Below are 18,981 nucleotides of genomic sequence, written 5' to 3'. Positions count from 1 at the left end.
CTAGTTCATCTCCTTCACGTGAGACTCGATGAACTCGATTTCCTCATCATCGAGGCCGTACTTCGCATAGAGCTGACGGTCGATGTCAGCCACGGGCTGCGACCAGTCGATGTCGGAGCTGGAATCGAAATCCTGGAGGGGGACGTATTTCCACGTAGAAGCAGGGTTATGCTGCGTAATCTTTAAAACACCGAGCATGGTTCTGGCGAACTTACTTTTAATGTACGTGAGACAATTCTGCGCTAGGGTATCGCACTCAAAAGAGCCGATGCTGATAAAAGTATCGGTATGACCAGTTCCAGGGGGAGCAATAACCGGCGTTGAGAGAATTTCGCCCAAGGCTCCAGATCCATTTCCTTCAGGAACAAGCACGTTGTAAGTTGGCAAGTAATCGTTGTCAATAATATATTTACGTGAGATATATCTAAACACTCGTTCCTGATTTTCCCGTCCATACAGTCGGACGCAGTCAGGCTCGCTAGAATCAGCTTTAAAAATGCCGGGCATAGAATCAAACGCGTTTGAAGTAATCATATTGCCGGTGCCTTTTTCTGGCTGGATATCAGGATGATCCGCAAAAAAGCAGTCAGTTAACCTATACATGCCCCTGCTTGAAATTGTACTATCCAGGAAAAGGCCGTCTTCCTGCCCTCTAAGTACCTTTTGCACAATATCGTTTAACTCATCATAGGGTGTGAAAATCCTAATCGCTTCGTATTCTTTTTCTTCATCACGATACGAGACAACAACGCCACCTTTTATGTCTGTGTCAGCAAAGACTAACGAGCTGTCTTGCTCGTAGTAAAGAACTTTAAAATGTGGATCGTTTAGCATTTTCCTATTCCACGCTTTAGGCGTTTGACCGGCGTTGAATAGAAAACGGGCGGGAGTAATGAGCTCTACTTTGGGTGAAACCTTATAGGATTCATCCATAAAATAGTTGTATATAGGTGGCATACGAGTATTGTTGTCGCTTGCCTGCTCCTGATATGGAGGGTTTCCAATCACCGCATAGAATTTCTTCCCCATAACTGCCGTCTTACCTTTCAATGAGACGAACTCGAAGGGCTCGTCGTTCTGCCAGTCGTATATCACGCAAAGGGGAACCGTTTCCTTTGGCCCCTCTTCTCTAGTTTCTTCGGTTGCCTCGTAGTCGAACCGGTCGAAAAGAAACGGTTGTATCAGCTCCGGCTTGGACTTCTCGAACGTTTCCAGTGTTGACTCCACCTCGGCGCCCATCTTATTGGTGGGTACGGCATCTGTGAAACCGTTCATCTGCCAGAGGTTCCAGGAAATGATCAACGCTGCCTGCTCAAGTTCGTCCTGCTTAGCGTCCGACCCCCAGCGGTCGCGAAGATACTCGACAAATGTTTCGAGCACGTTGATGCGAGCGATGAGCAGGTTGTCACCTTGATACTCGAAGCCGTAAGTCGCCCGCAGTGCGTCGAGCGCTCGGCGCACCCATTCCTTTCGGGTCTTGGTCTTCTCGGTCACGACACGCAGTTTGCGGTCTAGGAAGCCCACGCGGTTGCACACGGGCAGCTCGTCGCCTGTCACGGTGTCGTAGCGGGAGCATACGAATGGCGCCTCGCCGCACGTGATCTCGAGCCGCGGAGCCTCCACGTAGGCATGCCAACCATGCCCTTTCGACTTGGGAAATTCAATCGGGTCATTAGCGGTCGTCCATGTATTGGCGCCATCGTCCGCAATGACCTCGGTGTTGAAAACATCGCGCCGACCGAACCATGTCTCGTCCAGGTCGTTGTTCATCTCGTTGCACAACCATGATGGCGTGAATACTTCAGCGCGGCTCTTGGTGCGCTTGGATTGTTTCTCTTGCTCCTTGGCGATGCGCGGCTTGACGACGCCGGAGTTCATGCCCGTAATCTTCTCGACTGTTATCTCGTCGTCACCCATGTAGCCGTCGCCCAGGGTCTCGTATTCGTTGTCGGCCCATATGATGTTGCGTCCCGTCGTGCGATCGCACAGTAATGTCTTAAGAATGAAAGTCGGGTATCGGCGGTTGAAGGACTCTATGAAGCCCTCGACCGATATATCATGGATTGGCTCGGTCACGGACTACTGCCCCTTCTTCGCGAGCTCTTCGATCATGCACGTGCGCGCGAATGCCGAGAAGCTCATGCCCCCAAGGGTCGCCTCCTCCTTGGCCGCGTCACGCAGGGTATCGGGGATGTGCAGGGACACGGAGACCTGGTCGCCGTCTACCAGGAAGCTTCTGATCGCAGTCTCGTCGGGGACACTCTTGATGAGCTCCTTGTAGCCGTCAGACACTTGCGCCCCTATCGCTTTAATGCAGTACAAATGCGTTTTTATCATTATAGCGCAGCAGTACGGCGTGACACTGGGGATATAGGGATAGCCGATGTTCATGTTCTAAGCGGAGGCGGGCGGCAGGAGAAGCTTCCGCTTAGAACATGAGAGCAGTTTCCGGCCCGTGCCGTGTTTCATAGCATCTGTCAACTTGTTATAAGTAATAACAGTGGAAATGCAGTCGTGTGGTGAATCACAATTGGAAAAAGTGCTGCTAAAGCGTCAGATGGTGTGATTCCACCTGACGCTTACGTTTACCGTCGATACGGCTCTATCGGAAGAGGAATTCAGTCCTCGTTGGGAGCAAAGGTGACGGTCCCGGTATCCGCATCCATGCTCTCCACAATGGCCAGCGACTTGAGGTTGTATCCCTCCCGTCGAAGGCCCTTGCCGCCCTCCTGGAACCCCTTTTCAACGGCGATACCGATGCCCTCGATGATTACCTCGGCATCATGGCAGATGTCGATCAGGCCGTGCAGGGCGTTCCCCTTGGCCAGGAAATCATCGATCAGCAGCACGTGCTCGCCCTTGGTCAGGAAACGCTTGGCAACGATGACGGGGTAGACCTTCTGCTTGGTGAAGGAGTAAATCTCGGCCATGTACTGGTCTCCATCCAGGTTGATGGATTGGGTCTTCTTGGCAAAGACGACCGGTACGTTGCCGAAGTGCCTGGCGGCCAGGCAGGCGATGCCGATGCCTGAGGCTTCGATGGTCACAATCTTGTCCACTTGGCGGTCTTTGAAAAGCCGGGCCCATTCGGCGCCCATCTGATCGAAGAGGGATACGTCGCATTGGTGATTGAGGAAGGCGTCCACCTTAAGTACATTGCCGGGCTTGACCGTTCCCTGGCGTCGGATTCTCTCCTCAAGTTCCTTCATAGTGCATTCCTTATATATTGATGCGACCGGGCTCGCGCGCCCAACGATAGCCTCTAAGATAACCCTGCAGGAAGACCACACCCGAGACGAGGGTGGGCAAAAGAAACAAGTCGGGAGTTTCCTGGCCCCATTTTGGCGTGTCACCCCGTAAATCCGCGGATTCAGACCAGGCGTTGCTACTGTGAAAAATGAAACAAATGGTCACGTATCTTTCAGATACGTTCACATACAAAGGAGGACCATATGGGGATTCTGAATGATGCAAAGGATGCCATGAAGTCTGCCGGCGAGAAGATTGCTGATGTCGCCGGGGACGTCAAGGACAACGTCATGGATAAGGCTTCCGACGCCAAGGACGCCGTTGCCGACAAGCTTGGCGATGCCAAGGACGCTGCCTCCGATAAGATGGGCGATGCCAAGGATGCCGCCTCTGACAAGATGGACGAGGCCAAGGCCAATGCGAATGTGGCCCAGGCCAAGGCCAAGCAGGGCGCCACAGAGGCAGCCAACAATGCCAAGGAACAGTTCCGCGACTGAACCTTCCCATACTCATCTTCCTGGAAACCCCGCCGGTCCATGTGACCGGCGGGGTTTCCCTTTGCTCTGCAATTGGCGTTTGGAGCCCGGCACCCGTTGCAGGACGATGACCGGATTCCCGACAGGATTTCGGCAGGCATGTTTGACACTGCTCTGTGGTACAAATGACTACTCGGTGGGTGATTCCCATTCATCGTACCCAAGCAGCTGTGACAGATGGCAAGAGGTGGCATGTGAGCGAAGAACCGGACATGATCCAGCGCAGTGCAGGGGACCTGCTCAACGGCCTTAACGACAGGCAGGCGGAGGCTGTCCAGTACCGGGGACCCGCCCTGCTGATCGGAGCAGGTGCAGGCTCGGGCAAGACCCGCGTGCTGACCCGCCGAATCGCTTGGATACTCAGTCAGTTCGGTGCCTGGCCCAGCCAGGTCCTGGCCATCACCTTCACCAACAAGGCGGCCGCAGAGATGCGGGAGCGTCTGGGTGGGCTCATTGGCCCTGTCGCCGAGCGCATGTGGGTCTCCACCTTCCATTCAGCTTGTGTCAGAATCCTCAGACGCGACGGGAAGGCCATCGGTCTGCGTTCCGGGTTCTCCATCTATGACACTGCTGATTGCGAGCGGCTCATCAAGCTGATCGGGCAGGACCTGAATATTGACCTGAAACGGTATACTCCCAGGAACATCCTTTCCCACATCTCCGATTACAAGAACAACCTCCAGGGTTGGCAGACCCAGCTGGCAGAGTACGCTCCCGATTACAAACCCGGCGAAAAGGGACAGCAGATCGTTGCTCGGTTCGGCAATGAGGAGGAGCTCTATTCGGTCGTCTATGCCGAGTACCAGCACCGGTTGGCCATGGCCAATGCCGTGGACTTTGATGACCTGATAGTCCGAACCGTGGAACTCCTGCAGAAGGCACCCATGGTGGCCCAGTACTACCATCGTCGCTTCCGATATATCCTGGTCGATGAGTACCAGGACACCAACCATGCCCAATATGTGCTCATGCGAGAACTGGCTGGGGTAGGTCAGGGGCGGGAAACCCATGAAGATGTAAAGCACATGAATGGGTTCGGTGCTCCTGGGGCACCTGGAGCGAACGTGGCCGCCATCCCGCTAGGAGCGGGGAGGGAGGGTCCCGCCTGGATTACCGTGGTCGGTGATTCCGATCAGTCCATCTATGCCTTCCGAGGTGCGGATATCAGCAATATCCGCGATTTCGAGAAGGACTTCCCCGGAGCCAGGACCATCCTTCTGGAGCAGAACTATCGGTCCACGCAAACCATTCTGGACGCAGCCAATGCCATCATCGTCAAAAACGAGGGCAGGAAGCCAAAGAAACTCTGGACTGCACTGGGTAAAGGGGAACCGATTGTCGGCTACGCGGCCGACAATGCCCAGCAGGAGGCCGCCTGGATTGCGACCGAAATCGCCCGTCTCCGCAATGAGGAGGGCATACACTACTCCGACATGGCCATCATGTACCGGGCCAACGCCCAGTCGCGGGCACTTGAGGAGGCCCTGATCAACGCAGGATTGCCCTACCAGCTGGTCGGTGGGACGAAGTTCTATGAACGCCGGGAGATCAAGGATGCCCTTGCCTACCTGCATGCCATAGCCAATCCCGAAGATGATGTGAATATGAGGCGCATACTGAATGTGCCCAAACGCGGCCTGGGTGCAAGGGCTGAGGCGGCGGCTGCCACCTATGCCGACCTTCATGGCACGAGTTTCTGGACCGGGGTGGAGCACCTGGACGAGGTGGAGGGTATCTCCACGCTTACCTCCAAGCGGATGGCTGCCTTCCGAGATCTCATCAGGTCCCTGACCGCCTTTGCCGCCGAGCATGACTCCAAACCCTCGGAGATTGTGGCGGAGGTACTTGATGAGTCGGGGTTGCTGGAAGAGTTGAACAAGTCGACTGATCCGCAAGATGCATCCCGAGTCGAGAATCTTTCGCAGCTGCAGTCCGTGGCAGCGGAATTCGAGCAGAAGACCCCGGACGCCTCCTTGGCCGGGTTCCTGGAGACCACCGCCCTGGTTGCCGATTCCGATCAGCTGCCTGGTATCGGCGACGATTCAGGGAAGGTGACCCTGATGACGCTCCATACGGCCAAGGGACTTGAGTATCCTGTCGTCTTCCTCACTGGAATGGAGCAGGGCACATTCCCTCATTCCCGAAGCCTGGAGGATGCCACCGAGTTGCAGGAGGAGCGACGCCTGGCTTATGTCGGTGTCACCCGAGCCAAACAACGGCTCTACCTGACCAGATCCGCCGTCCGTGCCCAGTGGGGGCAGTCCAACGAGATGTTGCCCAGCCAGTTCCTGGATGATATTCCCGAGAACCTCCTTGATTGGAAGCGCAAGGAGGCGGGCTTCGAGCGTATGCACTCAGGCTGGGGCTTAGGCGACGATGACGAGGAGTTCGGTGGGTTCGAAGACAATGGTGATGGAGCCTCCTTCGGCCGCAGGGCCTTCGGTGGAAGCGGTACGGAATCGCGATCAGGATCTTCGTGGTCACGTGGGTCCAGCCGCTCGGGCGGTTCCGCGCGCAGTTCATACGGGTCCAGAGGGTACGGTTCGCAGCGGGGTGGTGGATCATCGTGGTCTTCAGGTACCGCGCGGAATGGAAGGGTCACCACCAGGCGCAGCGGTCAAGTTTCGGGATTGAAATCCAAGCCAGCCGCAGCATCTGCCGAGCCACGCTCGAACGGGCTGTCCATTCAGGACTTCTCTATTGGCGACAGGGTGGCTCATGATCAATATGGTCTGGGCAAGGTGGTTGATGTCCAGGATAAGGGACACAACTCGGTACTGACCGTGGACTTCGGCTCCGAGGGAACCAAACGACTGATGCTACGCCTGGCCCCCATCGAGAAACTCTGAACCCTGCGGTTGTTCATGGGAACGGAAACGGCCTCCGATTCGTCCTGAAATCACGAATCGGAGGCTGTTGTAATCGGTAGGGCCTCAGAGCAGGGCTTTCCGGCGGATGGCCAAGACTCCCATTGCTGTTGCGCAGTGATGCGGCCGGTGTAGCGGCGATCAGGGAATCCGAATCGGTAAGAGCGAGGCGCTCCGGACCTCCGACAGGTGCCTTGGACCACAGTACGCTGGTCTGCGGGTTTTGCTGGCTTTCCGGTCTCGGATATGCCGATACCGGGAGCCTCGGTAACGACACCATCACCGGTGCGCAATCACCGTTAAGAAAAGTGCTTGTGACTCGGACTCTCAGGGCTTGCTGACTTGGAATCGCTCTTCACCCGGGAGAACCAGATTGAGTATGACAGCCACTACGAAGGCTGCTGCAATGCAATTGTTGGAGAAGATGGACTGGAAGAGGGCTGGGAAGGCCACAAAAATATCCTTCACCTGGGTGAACCCAATACCGATGGTCAGGGAGAGGGCCGCAATCGTGATGTTGCGCTGGGTGAATCCGGCCTCGGCAATCATCTGGAAGCCGGAGAGGATGATGTTGCCGAACATCATGATTGTGCATCCTCCGAGAACGGCCTGGGGGAGGGAGTCGAAAACAGCCGCAACACCCGGAACGAAAGAGGCCAGGATCAGAATCAACCCTCCGGAGAGTATGACCTTGCGGTTGACCACCTTGGTCATGGCCACCAGGCCGATGTTCTGGGCGAAGGATGTCAGTGGAAGGCAGCCGAAGAGCCCCGAGACCATGGAGATAAATCCGTCACCCGCGATGGCACCGCTCATTTCGCGGTCTGTCGGTTTGCGGTCCATACCGACCTTGCAGAGGGCTGTGGTGTCGCCGATCACCTCGACCGAAGACACCACATAGAGCAGGGCGAAGGAGATGATGGCCCCTGTGTCGAACTCCGGCTTGAATGGCATGAGTCGTGGCAGTGAGAAGATGTGCAGGTTCTGGAATCCGGAGAGATCCACTTTGCCCATGAACAGGGCCACGATATAGCCGACCACCAGGCCGAAGAGTACCGAGAGCTGCTTGGCGGTTCCCTTCATGAGGAGCTGGAATGCCAGGCAGGCCACCAGGGAAATGACTGCCAACGTCAGGTTCTGCCAGGACCCGAAGTCCTTGGCTCCGGCGCCGCCGCCGAAGGATTGTGCGCCGACCGATAGCAGGGAAAACCCGATGGAGGTGACGACTATGGCTGAAACGATCGGTGGAACGAATCGACGCCAGTAATCAGCGGTCAGGCCGAGGATGAGCTCTACCAGCCCACCGGCCAGAACGGCACCGACTACGACCCCATATCCCTGATTGGCCACGATGGCCACGGCCGCCGCCACGTAGGTAAAGGAGATGCCGGTGACCATGGGCAGGCGGCCACCTACACGCCAGAGCGGATACAGTTGAAGGCAGGTACCCAGGCCGGCCACCAGGAGCCCATTCTGGATGACCATGGCCGATTCCGCCGGAGACATCCCGGCTGCTGCGGCCACCAGGAAAATCGGAGCCAGGTTGGCGACGAACATGGCCATGACATGCTGCAGGCCAAAGGGGAGGCCCTTCCAGAAGGAGATACTCCCGTTCATGTCGGTAAGGGCGTTCATCGTTTTTCCGGAGTCCTTCGTGGCGGACTTTGTGCCTGGTTCCGCGAGATTCGTTGCGTCGCTCATCTTGTCTGATGCCCGTTCTGGAGTCTGTCGCGTTTCTGACTGATTACGGCTCTGCTCGACCATGGCTCTCCTTTTTGCCAGGCGGCCCTCCGTGCATGCCGTCTGTGCTTCCCGATCTGGAAGAATGCCTGAACCACACGATCAGTGGGGATGGTTCTGATCGGTGCTCCGGGGCTATTACGATTTGCCAGTCAGGAGCATACATGGAGGCCTGGAATCGTCCTTCGTTCCCCTGGTCAGGGATCTGTGGTTAAATGAACTCTTGGTGTGCGCGTTTGTGTGCTCATCTATCTGGAGTCTCAGCCCATCAATGGGTCGGCGGCCGTAAGGTCGTTCGTGCTTGGCACGGTGAAGCATTGGAGAGGCCTGACTCGACGGTTTCGACCGTCTTCGTTCAGATAACGACAGAACCAAGTAAGGAATGAAGTAATGACCAAGATTCAGCGTGCGCGCAGGCAGGTCCGTCTGTCCCGCGCCCTGGGCATCGCCCTGACCCCCAAGGCTCAGCGCCTCTTCGAAAAGCGCCCCTATGCTCCCGGTGAGCATGGTCGCACCCGCCGCAGGACCGAGTCCGATTACGCAGTCCGTCTGCGCGAAAAGCAGCGTCTGCGCGCACAGTACGGCGTCTCAGAGAAGCAGCTGAGGGCCACCTACGAGCGTGGCACCCATGAGTCCGGACAGACCGGTGAGGCCATGCTGCGCGAACTCGAGTGCCGTCTGGACAACCTGGTTCTTCGTGCAGGCATTGCACGGACCACGGCCCAGGCTCGTCAGTATGTGGTTCACCGCCACATCCTGGTCGATGGCAACATCGTCGATCGCCCCTCCTACAGGGTCAAGCCCGGCCAGACCATCCAGGTCAAGCCCAAGAGCCAGACAACCGTGCCCTTCCAGATCGCAGCCGAGGGTGTCCATCGCGACGTCCTGCCCGCGGTTCCCGGATATCTGGATGTGGACCTGGCCTCTCTGAAGGCAACCCTGGTCCGTAAGCCTGAGCCGGAGGAGATTCCGGTCCAGGTCAACATCCAGTACGTGGTCGAGTTCTACGCCCGCTGACCCTGGAACAGGATTTACCGAAGACCCCGGATTCGTCCGGGGTCTTTTTGAATCTGCAGTCTGAGCAGAGGTCCACCGGCATGGGAGCCATCAGTGGTCGGGGAGTGGGATAATGAAGTCATGTTGCTCCATTTGCATGCGGTCCGTCATGGTCAGACCTACTTCAACCGATACAACCGTCTCCAGGGGTGGACCAATGCGCCTTTGACGGAGGAGGGGCTGGCGGACGCCGATAGGGCAGGACGCAAGCTTGCCGACCTGGAGTTCAAAGCCGCCTATTGTTCCGACACCACCAGGGCTCAGATAACAGCCGAGCGGATTCTTGAAGCGAACCAATCGGAGGGCAAGCCGGGAATAGTCAGTGACATGCACTTCCGTGAGCAGTTCTACGGGTACTTCGAGGGTCAGGATATGAGCATGGCATGGTGGGCGGCCGGTGCACCTCACGGGGCCACGACCTACAACCAGATTGTCGACAGGTTCGGCCTCGCGGCCAGCAGGGATTTCCTCAAGGAAGCCGACCCGTTCGGTGATGCCGAGTCTGACGAGGAATACTGGGCGCGGATTCGTGGCGGGTTCGACTTGATATCGGGTAACCCTGCCCTGCGTGATGGAGATGATGTCCTGCTCATCTCGCATGGCAATACGCTCCTCAGCCTTATGTACAGGTTCGCGCCTGAGGGGTATGACCTGAGCAGTCGCCCGAAGAACGGGAGTGTTACGGTTTTCGATTTCCATACCGAGCTCCCCTTCGAACAGGCGTTGGAGGTACGGTCCTACAACAGGTGAGCCTGTCCGTGAGGCAGGAATCGCTCCTGTATATACGGCACGTGGTACCGTTGACCGATATACATCCTTGACAGAAGAGAGGTAGGAGATGGACATAGGACAGATTGCCGGTCTCATAGCAGCCATCGCCTTCGCAGTGGTGGCGGGATTCCTGATCTATCCGTTGATTCGTCTGGGCAAGCTCTTCGATCAGCTGGCCGACACGGTGAAGCAGGCGGGCGACCATGCCATTCCAACTCTCGATGAGTCAGCCAACACCGTCACCCAGCTCAACCAGACCCTGGCGGACGTGAACAGGATTTCCTCCGCTGCTTCGACTACAGCCAACAATGTCGGAGCGCTGACGGATCTGTACGGTTCCATGCTGGGCAAGCCCGTCATCAAGACGGCCGCCTTCTTCTATGCCATCAGGAAAACGGCTTCCTCCTTCTTCTCGGGCGGTCGCAAGTCCGATCAGCCTACTGGTTCGCGAGCCCCTGAAGCCTCTACAGAAGCAAAAGAAGTCTCACGTCATGGTGGGGCACCTTTCCCGACCGGTACAAGCCAGGGAGGCAAGTAATGTTCAAACGGATCTTTTGGGCCGGACTGGGTGTCGCGGCCGGTGTCGTCTTGGTCTCCAAGGCTGAGGCCTATGTCCGTGCCAACACTCCCAAGCAGGCGCGTGAATTCGTTTTCGGTGCTGATCAGGAGCAGGTGCCCCAGCGGACCCTGGCTGGTCTCCTATCGGAATTCCGCTCGGCCCTCAGTCAGCGCCAGAGCGAATTGAACAAGACGTACATGGATCGGTTCCAAGGCTGATCTGTCGTTTTTCACCTGTCCATGGAGGATTGGACGTTGTAGAATCGGCATTATTCAGCTATCAAGGGTGACGCGCGACAAGTCAGGTCGTGCGTCCCGAAACAAGTGTTCCGCCTACGGATGGCCGGGTGCGGAACTGATATCTGCCTTGCAAAGGTAGAGGCCATGCCGGGCGGCATGGCCTGAAGGAGTACAAGCAGCATGCGCACTTCGGAAATCGCCAAGCGCTTCCTCGATTACTTTCAGCAGCAGGGACATATGGTTGTCCCATCCGCCTCGCTGATTTCGCCCAACCCGACCACCCTCTTCACCATTGCAGGCATGGTTCCCTTCATTCCCTACCTCCTGGGTGAACAGACCCCTCCGAAGAGCCGGATGGCAAGCAACCAGAAGTGTGTGCGCACCTTGGACATCGAAGAGGTGGGCAAGACCACCAGGCACGGCACCTTCTTCCAGATGGTCGGGAACTTCTCGTTCGGCGATTACTTCAAGGAGGAGGCAATCCACTATGCCTGGGATCTTCTGACCCGTCCCCAGGACCAGGGCGGGTACGGTTTCGATCCGGAGACCCTTTGGGTGACCACATACACGGATGATGACGAGGCCCGCTCCATATGGAGGAACGAAGGTTTCGATCCGGAGCACATGGAAATCCTCGGCATGGAGGACAACTTCTGGACCACCGGTGGCCCTGGGCCCGGTGGACCCTGCTCGGAGATATATGTCGATAGGGGGCCGAAGTACGGAGTCGAAGGTGGCCCGTCCGCCGACGAGAACCGGTATATCGAGATATGGGACCTGGTCTTCGAGAACTATGAGGTCGACAACGTCAAGTCCAAGACCGACCTGCACATCGTGGGCGAACTCGAACACAAGAACATCGACACCGGTGCGGGTCTGGAACGCCTGGCATACCTCCTCCAAGGCAAGGAGAACATCTACGAGACCGATGAGGTATACCCGGTCATTGAGGCTGCGGAGAGGATCTCAGGTCGCAAGTACGGCGAGAACGAGGAGGACGACGTCCGTTTCCGCGTCGTTGCCGACCATGTCCGCTCGGCTCTGATGATCATGAGCGACGGGGTGCGTCCCAGCAACGTGGGCCGGGGATATGTGCTCCGTCGGCTCCTGCGCCGTTCGATTCGGTCAATGCGCATGCTGGGCGTCAGGGATGAGGTTCTGCCTCAGCTCTTCCCGGTTTCCAAGGATGCTATGGCCCCCAGTTACCCAGAGCTCAACAATACCTTTGCGGAGGTCTCAGAATCGGCCTATGGCGAGGAGAGCGCCTTCCGTCGGACCCTTGACAAGGGAACCACGATTCTTGATGCCGCTGTGGAAAAGGCCAGGAAGTCATCCTCAGAAGAGGTCTCTGGCGATGACGCTTTCACCCTTCACGACACCTATGGGTTCCCGATTGAGCTCACTCTGGAAATGGCCGAGGAGCAGGGGGTCAAGGTCGATGAGGCCAAGTTCCGCGAGCTCATGAACGAGCAGAAGTCCAGGGCAAGGGCGGATGCTCTCAAGAAGCGCCATAATGTGGATCTGAGCGTATACGACGATCTGCGTAAGAACCTGGCCGAGCCGCAAAAGTTCCTTGGGTATACGGACTTTTCGAGCCGTTCAAGGGTAATCGGCATCATCCAGGAAGGGAAGGGCGCCGTTCCGGCGGTCACGGCCCCGGCCACTGTCGAGGTCCTTCTGGACAGGTCGCCGTTCTATGCCGAGGCAGGCGGTCAGCTTGCCGACCAGGGCGAGATACTCTCTGACGACGGAGCCGTTCTGGAGGTTGACGACGTCCAGAACCCCATCAAGGGTCTGACCGTGCATCAGTGCCGCCTGACCGAGGGAACCCTGACCCTTGAGGCCCAGGTTACGGCCACCATCGACCGGGTCAGGCGCGGGGCCATCGCACGTTCGCATACTGCGACCCACATGGTGCACAAGGCGTTGCGCGAGGAGCTCGGCCCTCAGGCCACCCAGCGCGGTTCCGAGGATGCGCCCAACAGGCTGCGTTTCGATTTCCAGTGGTCCCAGGCCCCCAGCAGGAGTGCCATGGACGCGGTTGAGGCCAGGGTCAACGATCGCCTGCGCGACAATCTGGCCGTGACCACCGAGGAGATGAAATTCGACGACGCCATCGCTTTGGGTGCCATGCATCTCTTCGGCGAAAAATACGGCGACATCGTCCGTGTGGTTTCCATCGGCGAGGACGGTTGGAGCCGCGAACTTTGCGGCGGTACCCACGTCGATCATGTCGGCAAGATTGGTGCCGTCTCGATTATGTCCGAGGCCTCGGTCGGTACCGGTGTACGACGAGTCGATGCCGTGGTGGGCCAGGGCGCATACCAATACAACGCCAGGGAGCATGCCCTGGTTTCGCAGCTCTCCGATACGCTCAATGCCCGCCCCGACGAGCTGGAGGCCCGCGTGGCCACCCTCCTTGCCAAGCTCAAGGAATCCGACAGACGTCTGGCCGCGGCCTATGAGAGTCAGCTGGCCCAGTCCGTGCCCGACCTGGTGGCACAGGCTCAGCAGTCTCCCGCTCCGATCAAGGTTGCCGCAAAGAACGTGGGCCACTTCGGATCCGCGGATGCCCTGCGCAAGACAGTGACCGATATCCGCGCACGTCTCGGTGAGGATGATCCGACTGTTGTGGCCCTTGCAGGTGTCACCGAGGATCAGAAGCCTGTGATCTATGTGGCCACCAACGAGAAGGCCCGTAAAGATGGCATCAAGGCAGGAGACCTGGTGCGTGGCGCGTCCAAGATCCTTGGAGGCGGTGGCGGTGGCAAGCCCGACTTCGCCCAGGGCGGCGGACAGGATGCCGACAAGATCGACCAGGCCCTGTCGGCCCTTACCGACCAGGTCCTGAAAGGCTGACCGTCCTGTATGAGCACACCCATATGGATGGGAATAGACCTGGGAGAGGCCAGGATCGGTTTGGCTTTATGCGACCCGGAGCTGACCTTGGCATATCCGGCGGGCAATATCGAGGTTCAGGGCGACTACTTCCGAGGCCTCTGGCCTGTGGTCGATCTGATCCGAGAGCATCATGTCGATCAGGTCATCGTTGGTTACCCCCTTCTCCTCAACGGTACCGAGGGGAGGAGCGCCAAAAATGCGAAACGATGGGTCAGGAACCTCACCCGTATACTGACAGACGAGGAGAATGACGGTCTGGAAGGGGAGTCGGCGGTCCGAGTGGTGTTGCGAGATGAACGATTGACCACGGTCAGCGCCCATCAGCAGCTTTACGATGCACAGGTCGGTGGGCGTGGGCACCGACCTCGGGTGGATCAGCAATCCGCTGTTGTGTTGCTGCAGTCGGCCCTGGATGAGTACAAGGTCAGCAAGGAGCTGTAATTGGCTGAAGATATACAGGACTTTTTTGAAGACAAGGTTCAGTGGGTGGAGCCGGGGCAGGACCCGATTCCGGTCCAACCCCCGCGTCCGCCCAGGTCCAGGCGCGAGATGCGTAGGCGTCGACAGAGGAGGCTACGACGCCGTCGTGTGACTGCTGTCGTCATCGTCTTGGCCCTGGTCGTCGTAACCATCTGTGCCCTTTTTGTCACCAGGTCACTGAAAGGTGCATCCTCCCGGATGACAGCAACCAAGGAAGTCGCTCTGGATTACCCCGGTCCAGGGGAAAAACCCATCCAATTCACCGTGGAGAGCGGTCAGGGCGCCGAGCAGATTGGTATGAACCTTCTCCATGCTGATATTGTCCGTTCCTCGGAAGCCTTCGTTCAGGCAGTCACCAATGAACAGGCGGAAGGCAAGCTCTTCCCGGGCACCTTCGATCTCAAGACCAAGATGAAGGCATCCGATGTGATGGCTGTTCTGACCGATCGAAGCAAGGCGCGTGGCATGTTGCAGGTCCGCTCCGGTGACCGTGCCGAGGATGTCATGGCGCGTGCGCAGCAGCTGTCTGGGTTGCCGGAGGAGGACTTCGATGCAATCGTGGACAACAAGGGGCAGGGTATCCTCCCCGTCGAGGCCCAGGGGAACTTCGAAGGGTGGCTGGAACCGGGCGAATATGACGTCAAATCGCTGGGGTCGGCCCAGGAGATCCTGTCGACATTGGTGGGGAAGCGCATCCAGAAGCTCGATAACCTCGGGGTTCCGAAAGGCTCCGAGCGTCAGGACATACTCGTCAAGGCTTCAATAACCGAGGCGGAGGTCAACAAGCCCCAGTATTACGGGAAGGTGGCCCGGGTCATAGACAACCGCCTTTCCAGGAACATGCCCTTGGGGATGGATAGTACAGTCGCTTACTCCAACAAGGTATCGGCCCTGGAATTGACCAATCAGATGCTGCAGGACCCTGATGATACGTACAACACCAGGGTGCATAGAGGTCTGCCGCCCGGGCCTATCGGGTCGGCAGGTGACAACGCGATCAGGGCGGCCTTGACCCCAGACAATGGGGACTGGCTCTACTTCGTTACCGTCAACCTCGATACCGGTGAGACCAGGTTCAGCAACAACGAGGACCAGTTCAACGCCGATGTCAAGCTATACAAGCAGTGGGAGTCGGAGCACAATCAGTAAGTGTGCTGACTGGTGATCAACCACCCAGCAGTGCCGTTGCGGCAGTGGCAACCGCTGCCGCAACAAGTATGACGGGAACGAAGGCAAGGGTGTCAGCACGTTTGCCCCGGTCTTTGCCTATTCGTCCGACTACCAGGGAGCCCAGGCCAAACACCCCCATGAGCAACCACCAGACCAGGGTGGTGGTCCAGCCCAAGGGGCCGATGGTGAAGGCCATCAGGGATGTGGCGGTGACGTCCCCCAACCCTAGGGCACCCGGCCGTACCAGGGCCAAAAAGAACTGGATCCCCGTTGATCCCAGACACAGGACAACAGCGGTGACCAACGGTGCGATACCGTGTCCGGCCAGACTGTAGACCACGAGGGTGAGTCCCTGTACCAGAAACCCGAGCAGGACGATTGAACGCGGCACAAGGCGGGTCCTGATGTCGGTCCAGGCAAGGTAGAGGGTAAAAATGAAACCGGGAAGGGTCATGAGGTAGGCCATCTCCTAAGATAAGCATATACATGAGAAAACCGGCAAAAGGAGTTCATATGTTGCGCTGGCAGACGGCGGGGGAATCCCATGGAGAAGCCCTGGTGGCCATGATGGAGGGCTTACCGTCCGGGGTCAGCGTCGATACCGATGACATTGTCGGGGCTCTGGCGCGTAGGCGCCTGGGCTACGGGCGCGGCGCCCGTATGGGATTCGAACAGGACAGGGTTCGTCTCCTGACCGGAGTACGCCACGGATCCACACTCGGATCCCCCATTGCTCTTGAGATCGGCAACACGGAGTGGCCCAAGTGGGAGCAAATCATGAGCGTTGACCGGCTTCCTGAAGGGGTGGAACTGCCTGCTGAGGGGCGAAATGCTCCTCTGAGTCGGCCCAGGCCTGGCCATGCTGACCTGACTGGTATGAGAAAGTACGGCTTCACCGACGCACGCCCGATCCTTGAGCGCTCCTCGGCCAGGGAGACGGCCTCACGCGTGGCTCTTGGTGCCATTGCTGCCCGCTTCCTTGAACAGGCCTTGGGAATCAGAACGGTCTCACATGTCCTGTCCATCGGTGGGGTGGGTACGGAAGACCGTTCCGTCCTGCCTGGCCCCGACGATGGTGCTGCACTGGACGAATCGCCGGTGCGCACCCTGGATAAGGATGCCGAGCGTCGGATGATGGATAGGATCGACCAAATCAAGAGGGATGGCGATACGGCAGGTGGTGTCTTCGAGGTCATTGCCTACGGTGTGCCGGCCGGCCTGGGGACCTACGTAGAGTCTGATAGGCGTCTCGATGCGGCGCTGGCATCGGCCTTCATGGGTATCCAGGCCATCAAGGGAGTTGAAATCGGTGACGGGTTCGATGAAGCCGACCGCCCTGGATCCCAGGCCCACGATGAGATGGTTCCCGGTGAGGACGGAACCATTGAACGACTCTCCAACCGGGCGGGAGGTCTGGAGGGCGGCATGTCGAATGGGCAACCCATCCGTGTCCGTGCGGCCATGAAGCCCATCTCCTCGGTGCCCAAGGCCCTGAGGACCGTAGACGTTCTGACCGGTGAACCGGCCACCGCCATTCACCAGCGTTCCGATGTCACTGCGGTACCTGCCGCTGCGGTCGTCGGCGAGGCCATGATGCACCTCACACTGGCTGCTTTCGTGCTGGAGAAGTTCGGCGGGGACAGCCTGGAGGAGGTCTCTCGGAATGCCGAGGCGTATCAGAACTCATGGGATGAGGGTCTCAGGTAAGGCGGAACAGGCATGATCAGGCACTCTCTCGTCGGGCATGGGCAGGAACCCCATATTCCCAAGGCGGTCATCATCGGGATGCCGGGAGCCGGGAAGACCCGCATCGGTAAGGAGGCGGCCTCCCTGATGGGGGTACCTTTCAAGGACTCGGACCGCATTGTCGAGCAGGATGCGGGCCGGTCGATCAACGAGATCTTCGAAGCCGAGGGGGAGGCCTCCTTCCGTCAAAGAGAGAGTCGGATTGTTGGCGACCTCTTAAAGGACTTCGACGGGGGTGTCCTCTCCCTCGGGGGTGGAGCCCCGATGACGGCTTCCGTTTACGAAGCCCTGCGGGAGTACCGTAATCATGGTGGCAAGGTGGTCTATCTTGATGTGGACCCGGAAGAAGCGAAATCGCGGTCCCTGCGTGTCAAGAACCGGCCCCTGCTGCGGGGGCAGACCCATGAGAAGTGGATGGAGCTGTACAAGGAGCGTCGTCCGGTTTACCAGAGCGCTTCGAACATTTCTCTGAAACCCAGGGGAACCACACCGGATGTCATAGCCCAGCGGCTTGCCGATGCCCTCTCAGAGCGGGTGGTTCATGTCAGCAACCTCGATCCGTATGATGTACGCATCGGCGCGGGGGTGACCAGCCGCCTCCAGGTCCTTCTGGGTGAAGAGGTCATGCGGGTGGCTCTCATCCATACCACACCGGTCCAGAGGCACTCCGACAGGGCACGGGCCCTCTTGAGGCAGGCTGGTTACCAGGTCGTTGACATGGTCATTCCAGATGCCGAAGCAGGGAAGACCGTTGCCGTGGCACAGGGAATCTGGGAGCGTCTTGCTGACGAGGGATTCACCCGCTCAGATGCCATCGTGGGGCTCGGAGGTGGTGCGGCCACCGATTTGGCGGGCTTCATCGCAGCCTCCTGGATGCGCGGTATCCGTTATGTCAACTGCCCGACCTCATTGCTCGCCATGGTGGATGCCTCGACAGGCGGCAAGACCGGAATCAACCTGAACCAGGGCAAGAACCTGGTCGGGAGCTTCTATACACCGGTGGGGGTCCTTGCTGATTTGAGGACCCTGAGAACCCTGCCCAACGACATTTTTGTGGAGGGGCTGGGAGAGGTGGCCAAGTCCGGATTCATCATGGATTCCGAGATTCTTGGAATCCTTGAAGAGAAGGCCGAGTCCCTGCGTTCCTTCGACGGAAACGAACCCGAGCAGTGGCTGGAGGGCGTGGTCGAGGATCTGATTGAGCGCACCGTTCAGGTCAAGGCACACCATGTTTCCGTCGATTTGCGTGATGTCGGAGTGCGTGAGTTTCTGAACTACGGACACACCCTTGGGCACGCCATCGAGAAAACAGAGCACTTCTCCTGGCGGCATGGGCAGGCGGTATCGGTGGGAATGGTGTTTGCTGCCGAATTGGCGTCACTGACAGGACATCTCGACAGGGATATGGTTGACTACCACCGCAGTCTTCTCTCTTCCTTGGGGCTGCGCACCACCTGGGACGGGGGTGATTTCGACCAGGTTCTTGCCCTGATGCACAAGGACAAGAAGGCCAGAGGGAATAAGCTCAGATTCATCATCCTCGACGGAATCGGCAAACCGACCCACCTGGACGATCCTCCCCTGGATGCAGTCCGGGAAGCCTTCGGACGAATCCGAAGCAAGGCCTGAGTGCAGGGCCGGTAAAAGGAAACAAGGCAAGAAATGGA

16 protein-coding genes are annotated in these 18,981 nt (G+C 58.2%); 11 read left to right on the top strand and 5 right to left on the bottom strand.

Features of this window, described 5'->3' with window-relative positions; translation table 11 throughout:
• The 3 genes from H3V08_RS07610 to H3V08_RS03175 form a co-directional block, all read right to left on the bottom strand.
• On the bottom strand, window positions 1-2,076 hold the full coding sequence (locus H3V08_RS07610) for an Eco57I restriction-modification methylase domain-containing protein (RefSeq protein WP_198181566.1): 2,076 nt from the start codon (window positions 2,074-2,076) through the stop codon (window positions 1-3).
• A gap of 3 nt (window positions 2,077-2,079) precedes the next feature.
• A complete protein-coding gene (locus H3V08_RS03180) occupies window positions 2,080-2,292 on the bottom strand; it encodes a hypothetical protein (RefSeq protein ID WP_332461771.1) in 213 nt (70 codons plus the stop codon).
• A gap of 326 nt (window positions 2,293-2,618) precedes the next feature.
• Window positions 2,619-3,209, bottom strand: a complete 591-nt coding sequence (locus H3V08_RS03175; protein WP_033490186.1) for a xanthine phosphoribosyltransferase — start codon at window positions 3,207-3,209, stop codon at window positions 2,619-2,621.
• Window positions 3,210-3,452: 243 nt separating this feature from the next.
• On the opposite strand from H3V08_RS03175, the gene H3V08_RS03170 reads away from it, so the two are divergent.
• Both H3V08_RS03170 and H3V08_RS03165 read left to right on the top strand, forming a co-directional pair.
• Window positions 3,453-3,746, top strand: a complete 294-nt coding sequence (locus H3V08_RS03170) for a hypothetical protein (protein WP_033490184.1) — start codon at window positions 3,453-3,455, stop codon at window positions 3,744-3,746.
• A gap of 233 nt (window positions 3,747-3,979) precedes the next feature.
• Window positions 3,980-6,634, top strand: coding sequence for a UvrD-helicase domain-containing protein (locus H3V08_RS03165; protein WP_198181565.1), 2,655 nt, complete (start codon window positions 3,980-3,982; stop codon window positions 6,632-6,634).
• Between the two features lie 345 nt (window positions 6,635-6,979).
• Here the strand turns inward: H3V08_RS03165 and H3V08_RS03160 are convergent, their stop codons facing one another.
• Window positions 6,980-8,287 carry a nucleobase:cation symporter-2 family protein gene (locus H3V08_RS03160; RefSeq protein WP_232340319.1) on the bottom strand — a complete coding sequence of 436 codons (1,308 nt, stop codon included), beginning with the start codon at window positions 8,285-8,287 and terminating at the stop codon, window positions 6,980-6,982.
• 495 nt (window positions 8,288-8,782) lie between these two features.
• Here H3V08_RS03160 and rpsD point away from each other — a divergent pair, with 495 nt between their 5' ends.
• From rpsD to H3V08_RS03125, 7 genes are all read left to right on the top strand, one after another.
• A complete protein-coding gene (rpsD, locus tag H3V08_RS03155; RefSeq protein WP_198181564.1) occupies window positions 8,783-9,409 on the top strand; it encodes a 30S ribosomal protein S4 in 627 nt (208 codons plus the stop codon).
• Window positions 9,410-9,529: 120 nt separating this feature from the next.
• Window positions 9,530-10,198, top strand: a complete 669-nt coding sequence (locus tag H3V08_RS03150) for a histidine phosphatase family protein (protein WP_198181563.1) — start codon at window positions 9,530-9,532, stop codon at window positions 10,196-10,198.
• Window positions 10,199-10,286: 88 nt separating this feature from the next.
• Window positions 10,287-10,757, top strand: a complete 471-nt coding sequence (locus H3V08_RS03145; protein WP_198181562.1) for a DUF948 domain-containing protein — start codon at window positions 10,287-10,289, stop codon at window positions 10,755-10,757.
• Window positions 10,757-10,996, top strand: coding sequence for a hypothetical protein (locus tag H3V08_RS03140; protein WP_033490174.1), 240 nt, complete (start codon window positions 10,757-10,759; stop codon window positions 10,994-10,996). The genes H3V08_RS03145 and H3V08_RS03140 overlap by 1 nt, the downstream gene beginning before the upstream one ends.
• A gap of 201 nt (window positions 10,997-11,197) precedes the next feature.
• The gene (alaS, locus tag H3V08_RS03135) at window positions 11,198-13,876 is read left to right on the top strand and encodes an alanine--tRNA ligase (RefSeq protein ID WP_198181561.1); all 2,679 of its coding nucleotides are present in this window, start codon (window positions 11,198-11,200) and stop codon (window positions 13,874-13,876) included.
• Between the two features lie 9 nt (window positions 13,877-13,885).
• Entirely contained in the window at window positions 13,886-14,359 is a 474-nt protein-coding gene (gene ruvX / locus H3V08_RS03130; protein WP_198181560.1) for a Holliday junction resolvase RuvX, read from the top strand.
• Window positions 14,360-15,547, top strand: coding sequence for an endolytic transglycosylase MltG (locus tag H3V08_RS03125; protein WP_198181559.1), 1,188 nt, complete (start codon window positions 14,360-14,362; stop codon window positions 15,545-15,547).
• Window positions 15,548-15,563: 16 nt separating this feature from the next.
• Here H3V08_RS03125 and H3V08_RS03120 read toward each other — a convergent pair whose 3' ends face one another.
• The gene (locus H3V08_RS03120) at window positions 15,564-16,034 is read right to left on the bottom strand and encodes a prepilin peptidase (protein ID WP_198181558.1); all 471 of its coding nucleotides are present in this window, start codon (window positions 16,032-16,034) and stop codon (window positions 15,564-15,566) included.
• Between the two features lie 47 nt (window positions 16,035-16,081).
• Between H3V08_RS03120 and aroC the strand changes: the two genes are divergently transcribed.
• Window positions 16,082-17,275, top strand: a complete 1,194-nt coding sequence (gene aroC, locus H3V08_RS03115; RefSeq protein WP_198181557.1) for a chorismate synthase — start codon at window positions 16,082-16,084, stop codon at window positions 17,273-17,275.
• Between the two features lie 12 nt (window positions 17,276-17,287).
• Window positions 17,288-18,943, top strand: coding sequence for a bifunctional shikimate kinase/3-dehydroquinate synthase (locus tag H3V08_RS03110; RefSeq protein ID WP_198181556.1), 1,656 nt, complete (start codon window positions 17,288-17,290; stop codon window positions 18,941-18,943).
• Window positions 18,944-18,981: the final 38 nt, after the last annotated feature.

The sequence above is a fragment of the Bifidobacterium sp. M0307 genome, assembly GCF_016100445.1.
GTDB classification, from domain to species: Bacteria; Actinomycetota; Actinomycetes; order Actinomycetales; family Bifidobacteriaceae; genus Bombiscardovia; species Bombiscardovia coryneformis.
Note: the sequence above shows the minus strand (reverse complement) of the source record. Positions and strands in the feature narration are given on the sequence as shown.

Bases quoted from the DNA above. Each gene is read 5' to 3' on its own strand.
- H3V08_RS03175 (WP_033490186.1), bottom strand. From the start codon at position 3,209: ATGAAGGAACTTGAGGAGAGAATCCGACGCCAGGGAACGGTCAAGCCC.
- H3V08_RS03170 (WP_033490184.1), top strand. From the start codon at position 3,453: ATGGGGATTCTGAATGATGCAAAGGATGCCATGAAGTCTGCCGGCGAG.
- H3V08_RS03160 (WP_232340319.1), bottom strand. From the start codon at position 8,287: ATGAACGCCCTTACCGACATGAACGGGAGTATCTCCTTCTGGAAGGGC.
- rpsD (WP_198181564.1), top strand. From the start codon at position 8,783: ATGACCAAGATTCAGCGTGCGCGCAGGCAGGTCCGTCTGTCCCGCGCC.
- H3V08_RS03150 (WP_198181563.1), top strand. From the start codon at position 9,530: ATGTTGCTCCATTTGCATGCGGTCCGTCATGGTCAGACCTACTTCAAC.
- H3V08_RS03145 (WP_198181562.1), top strand. From the start codon at position 10,287: ATGGACATAGGACAGATTGCCGGTCTCATAGCAGCCATCGCCTTCGCA.
- H3V08_RS03140 (WP_033490174.1), top strand. From the start codon at position 10,757: ATGTTCAAACGGATCTTTTGGGCCGGACTGGGTGTCGCGGCCGGTGTC.
- alaS (WP_198181561.1), top strand. From the start codon at position 11,198: ATGCGCACTTCGGAAATCGCCAAGCGCTTCCTCGATTACTTTCAGCAG.
- ruvX (WP_198181560.1), top strand. From the start codon at position 13,886: ATGAGCACACCCATATGGATGGGAATAGACCTGGGAGAGGCCAGGATC.
- H3V08_RS03120 (WP_198181558.1), bottom strand. From the start codon at position 16,034: ATGGCCTACCTCATGACCCTTCCCGGTTTCATTTTTACCCTCTACCTT.
- aroC (WP_198181557.1), top strand. From the start codon at position 16,082: ATGTTGCGCTGGCAGACGGCGGGGGAATCCCATGGAGAAGCCCTGGTG.
- H3V08_RS03110 (WP_198181556.1), top strand. From the start codon at position 17,288: ATGATCAGGCACTCTCTCGTCGGGCATGGGCAGGAACCCCATATTCCC.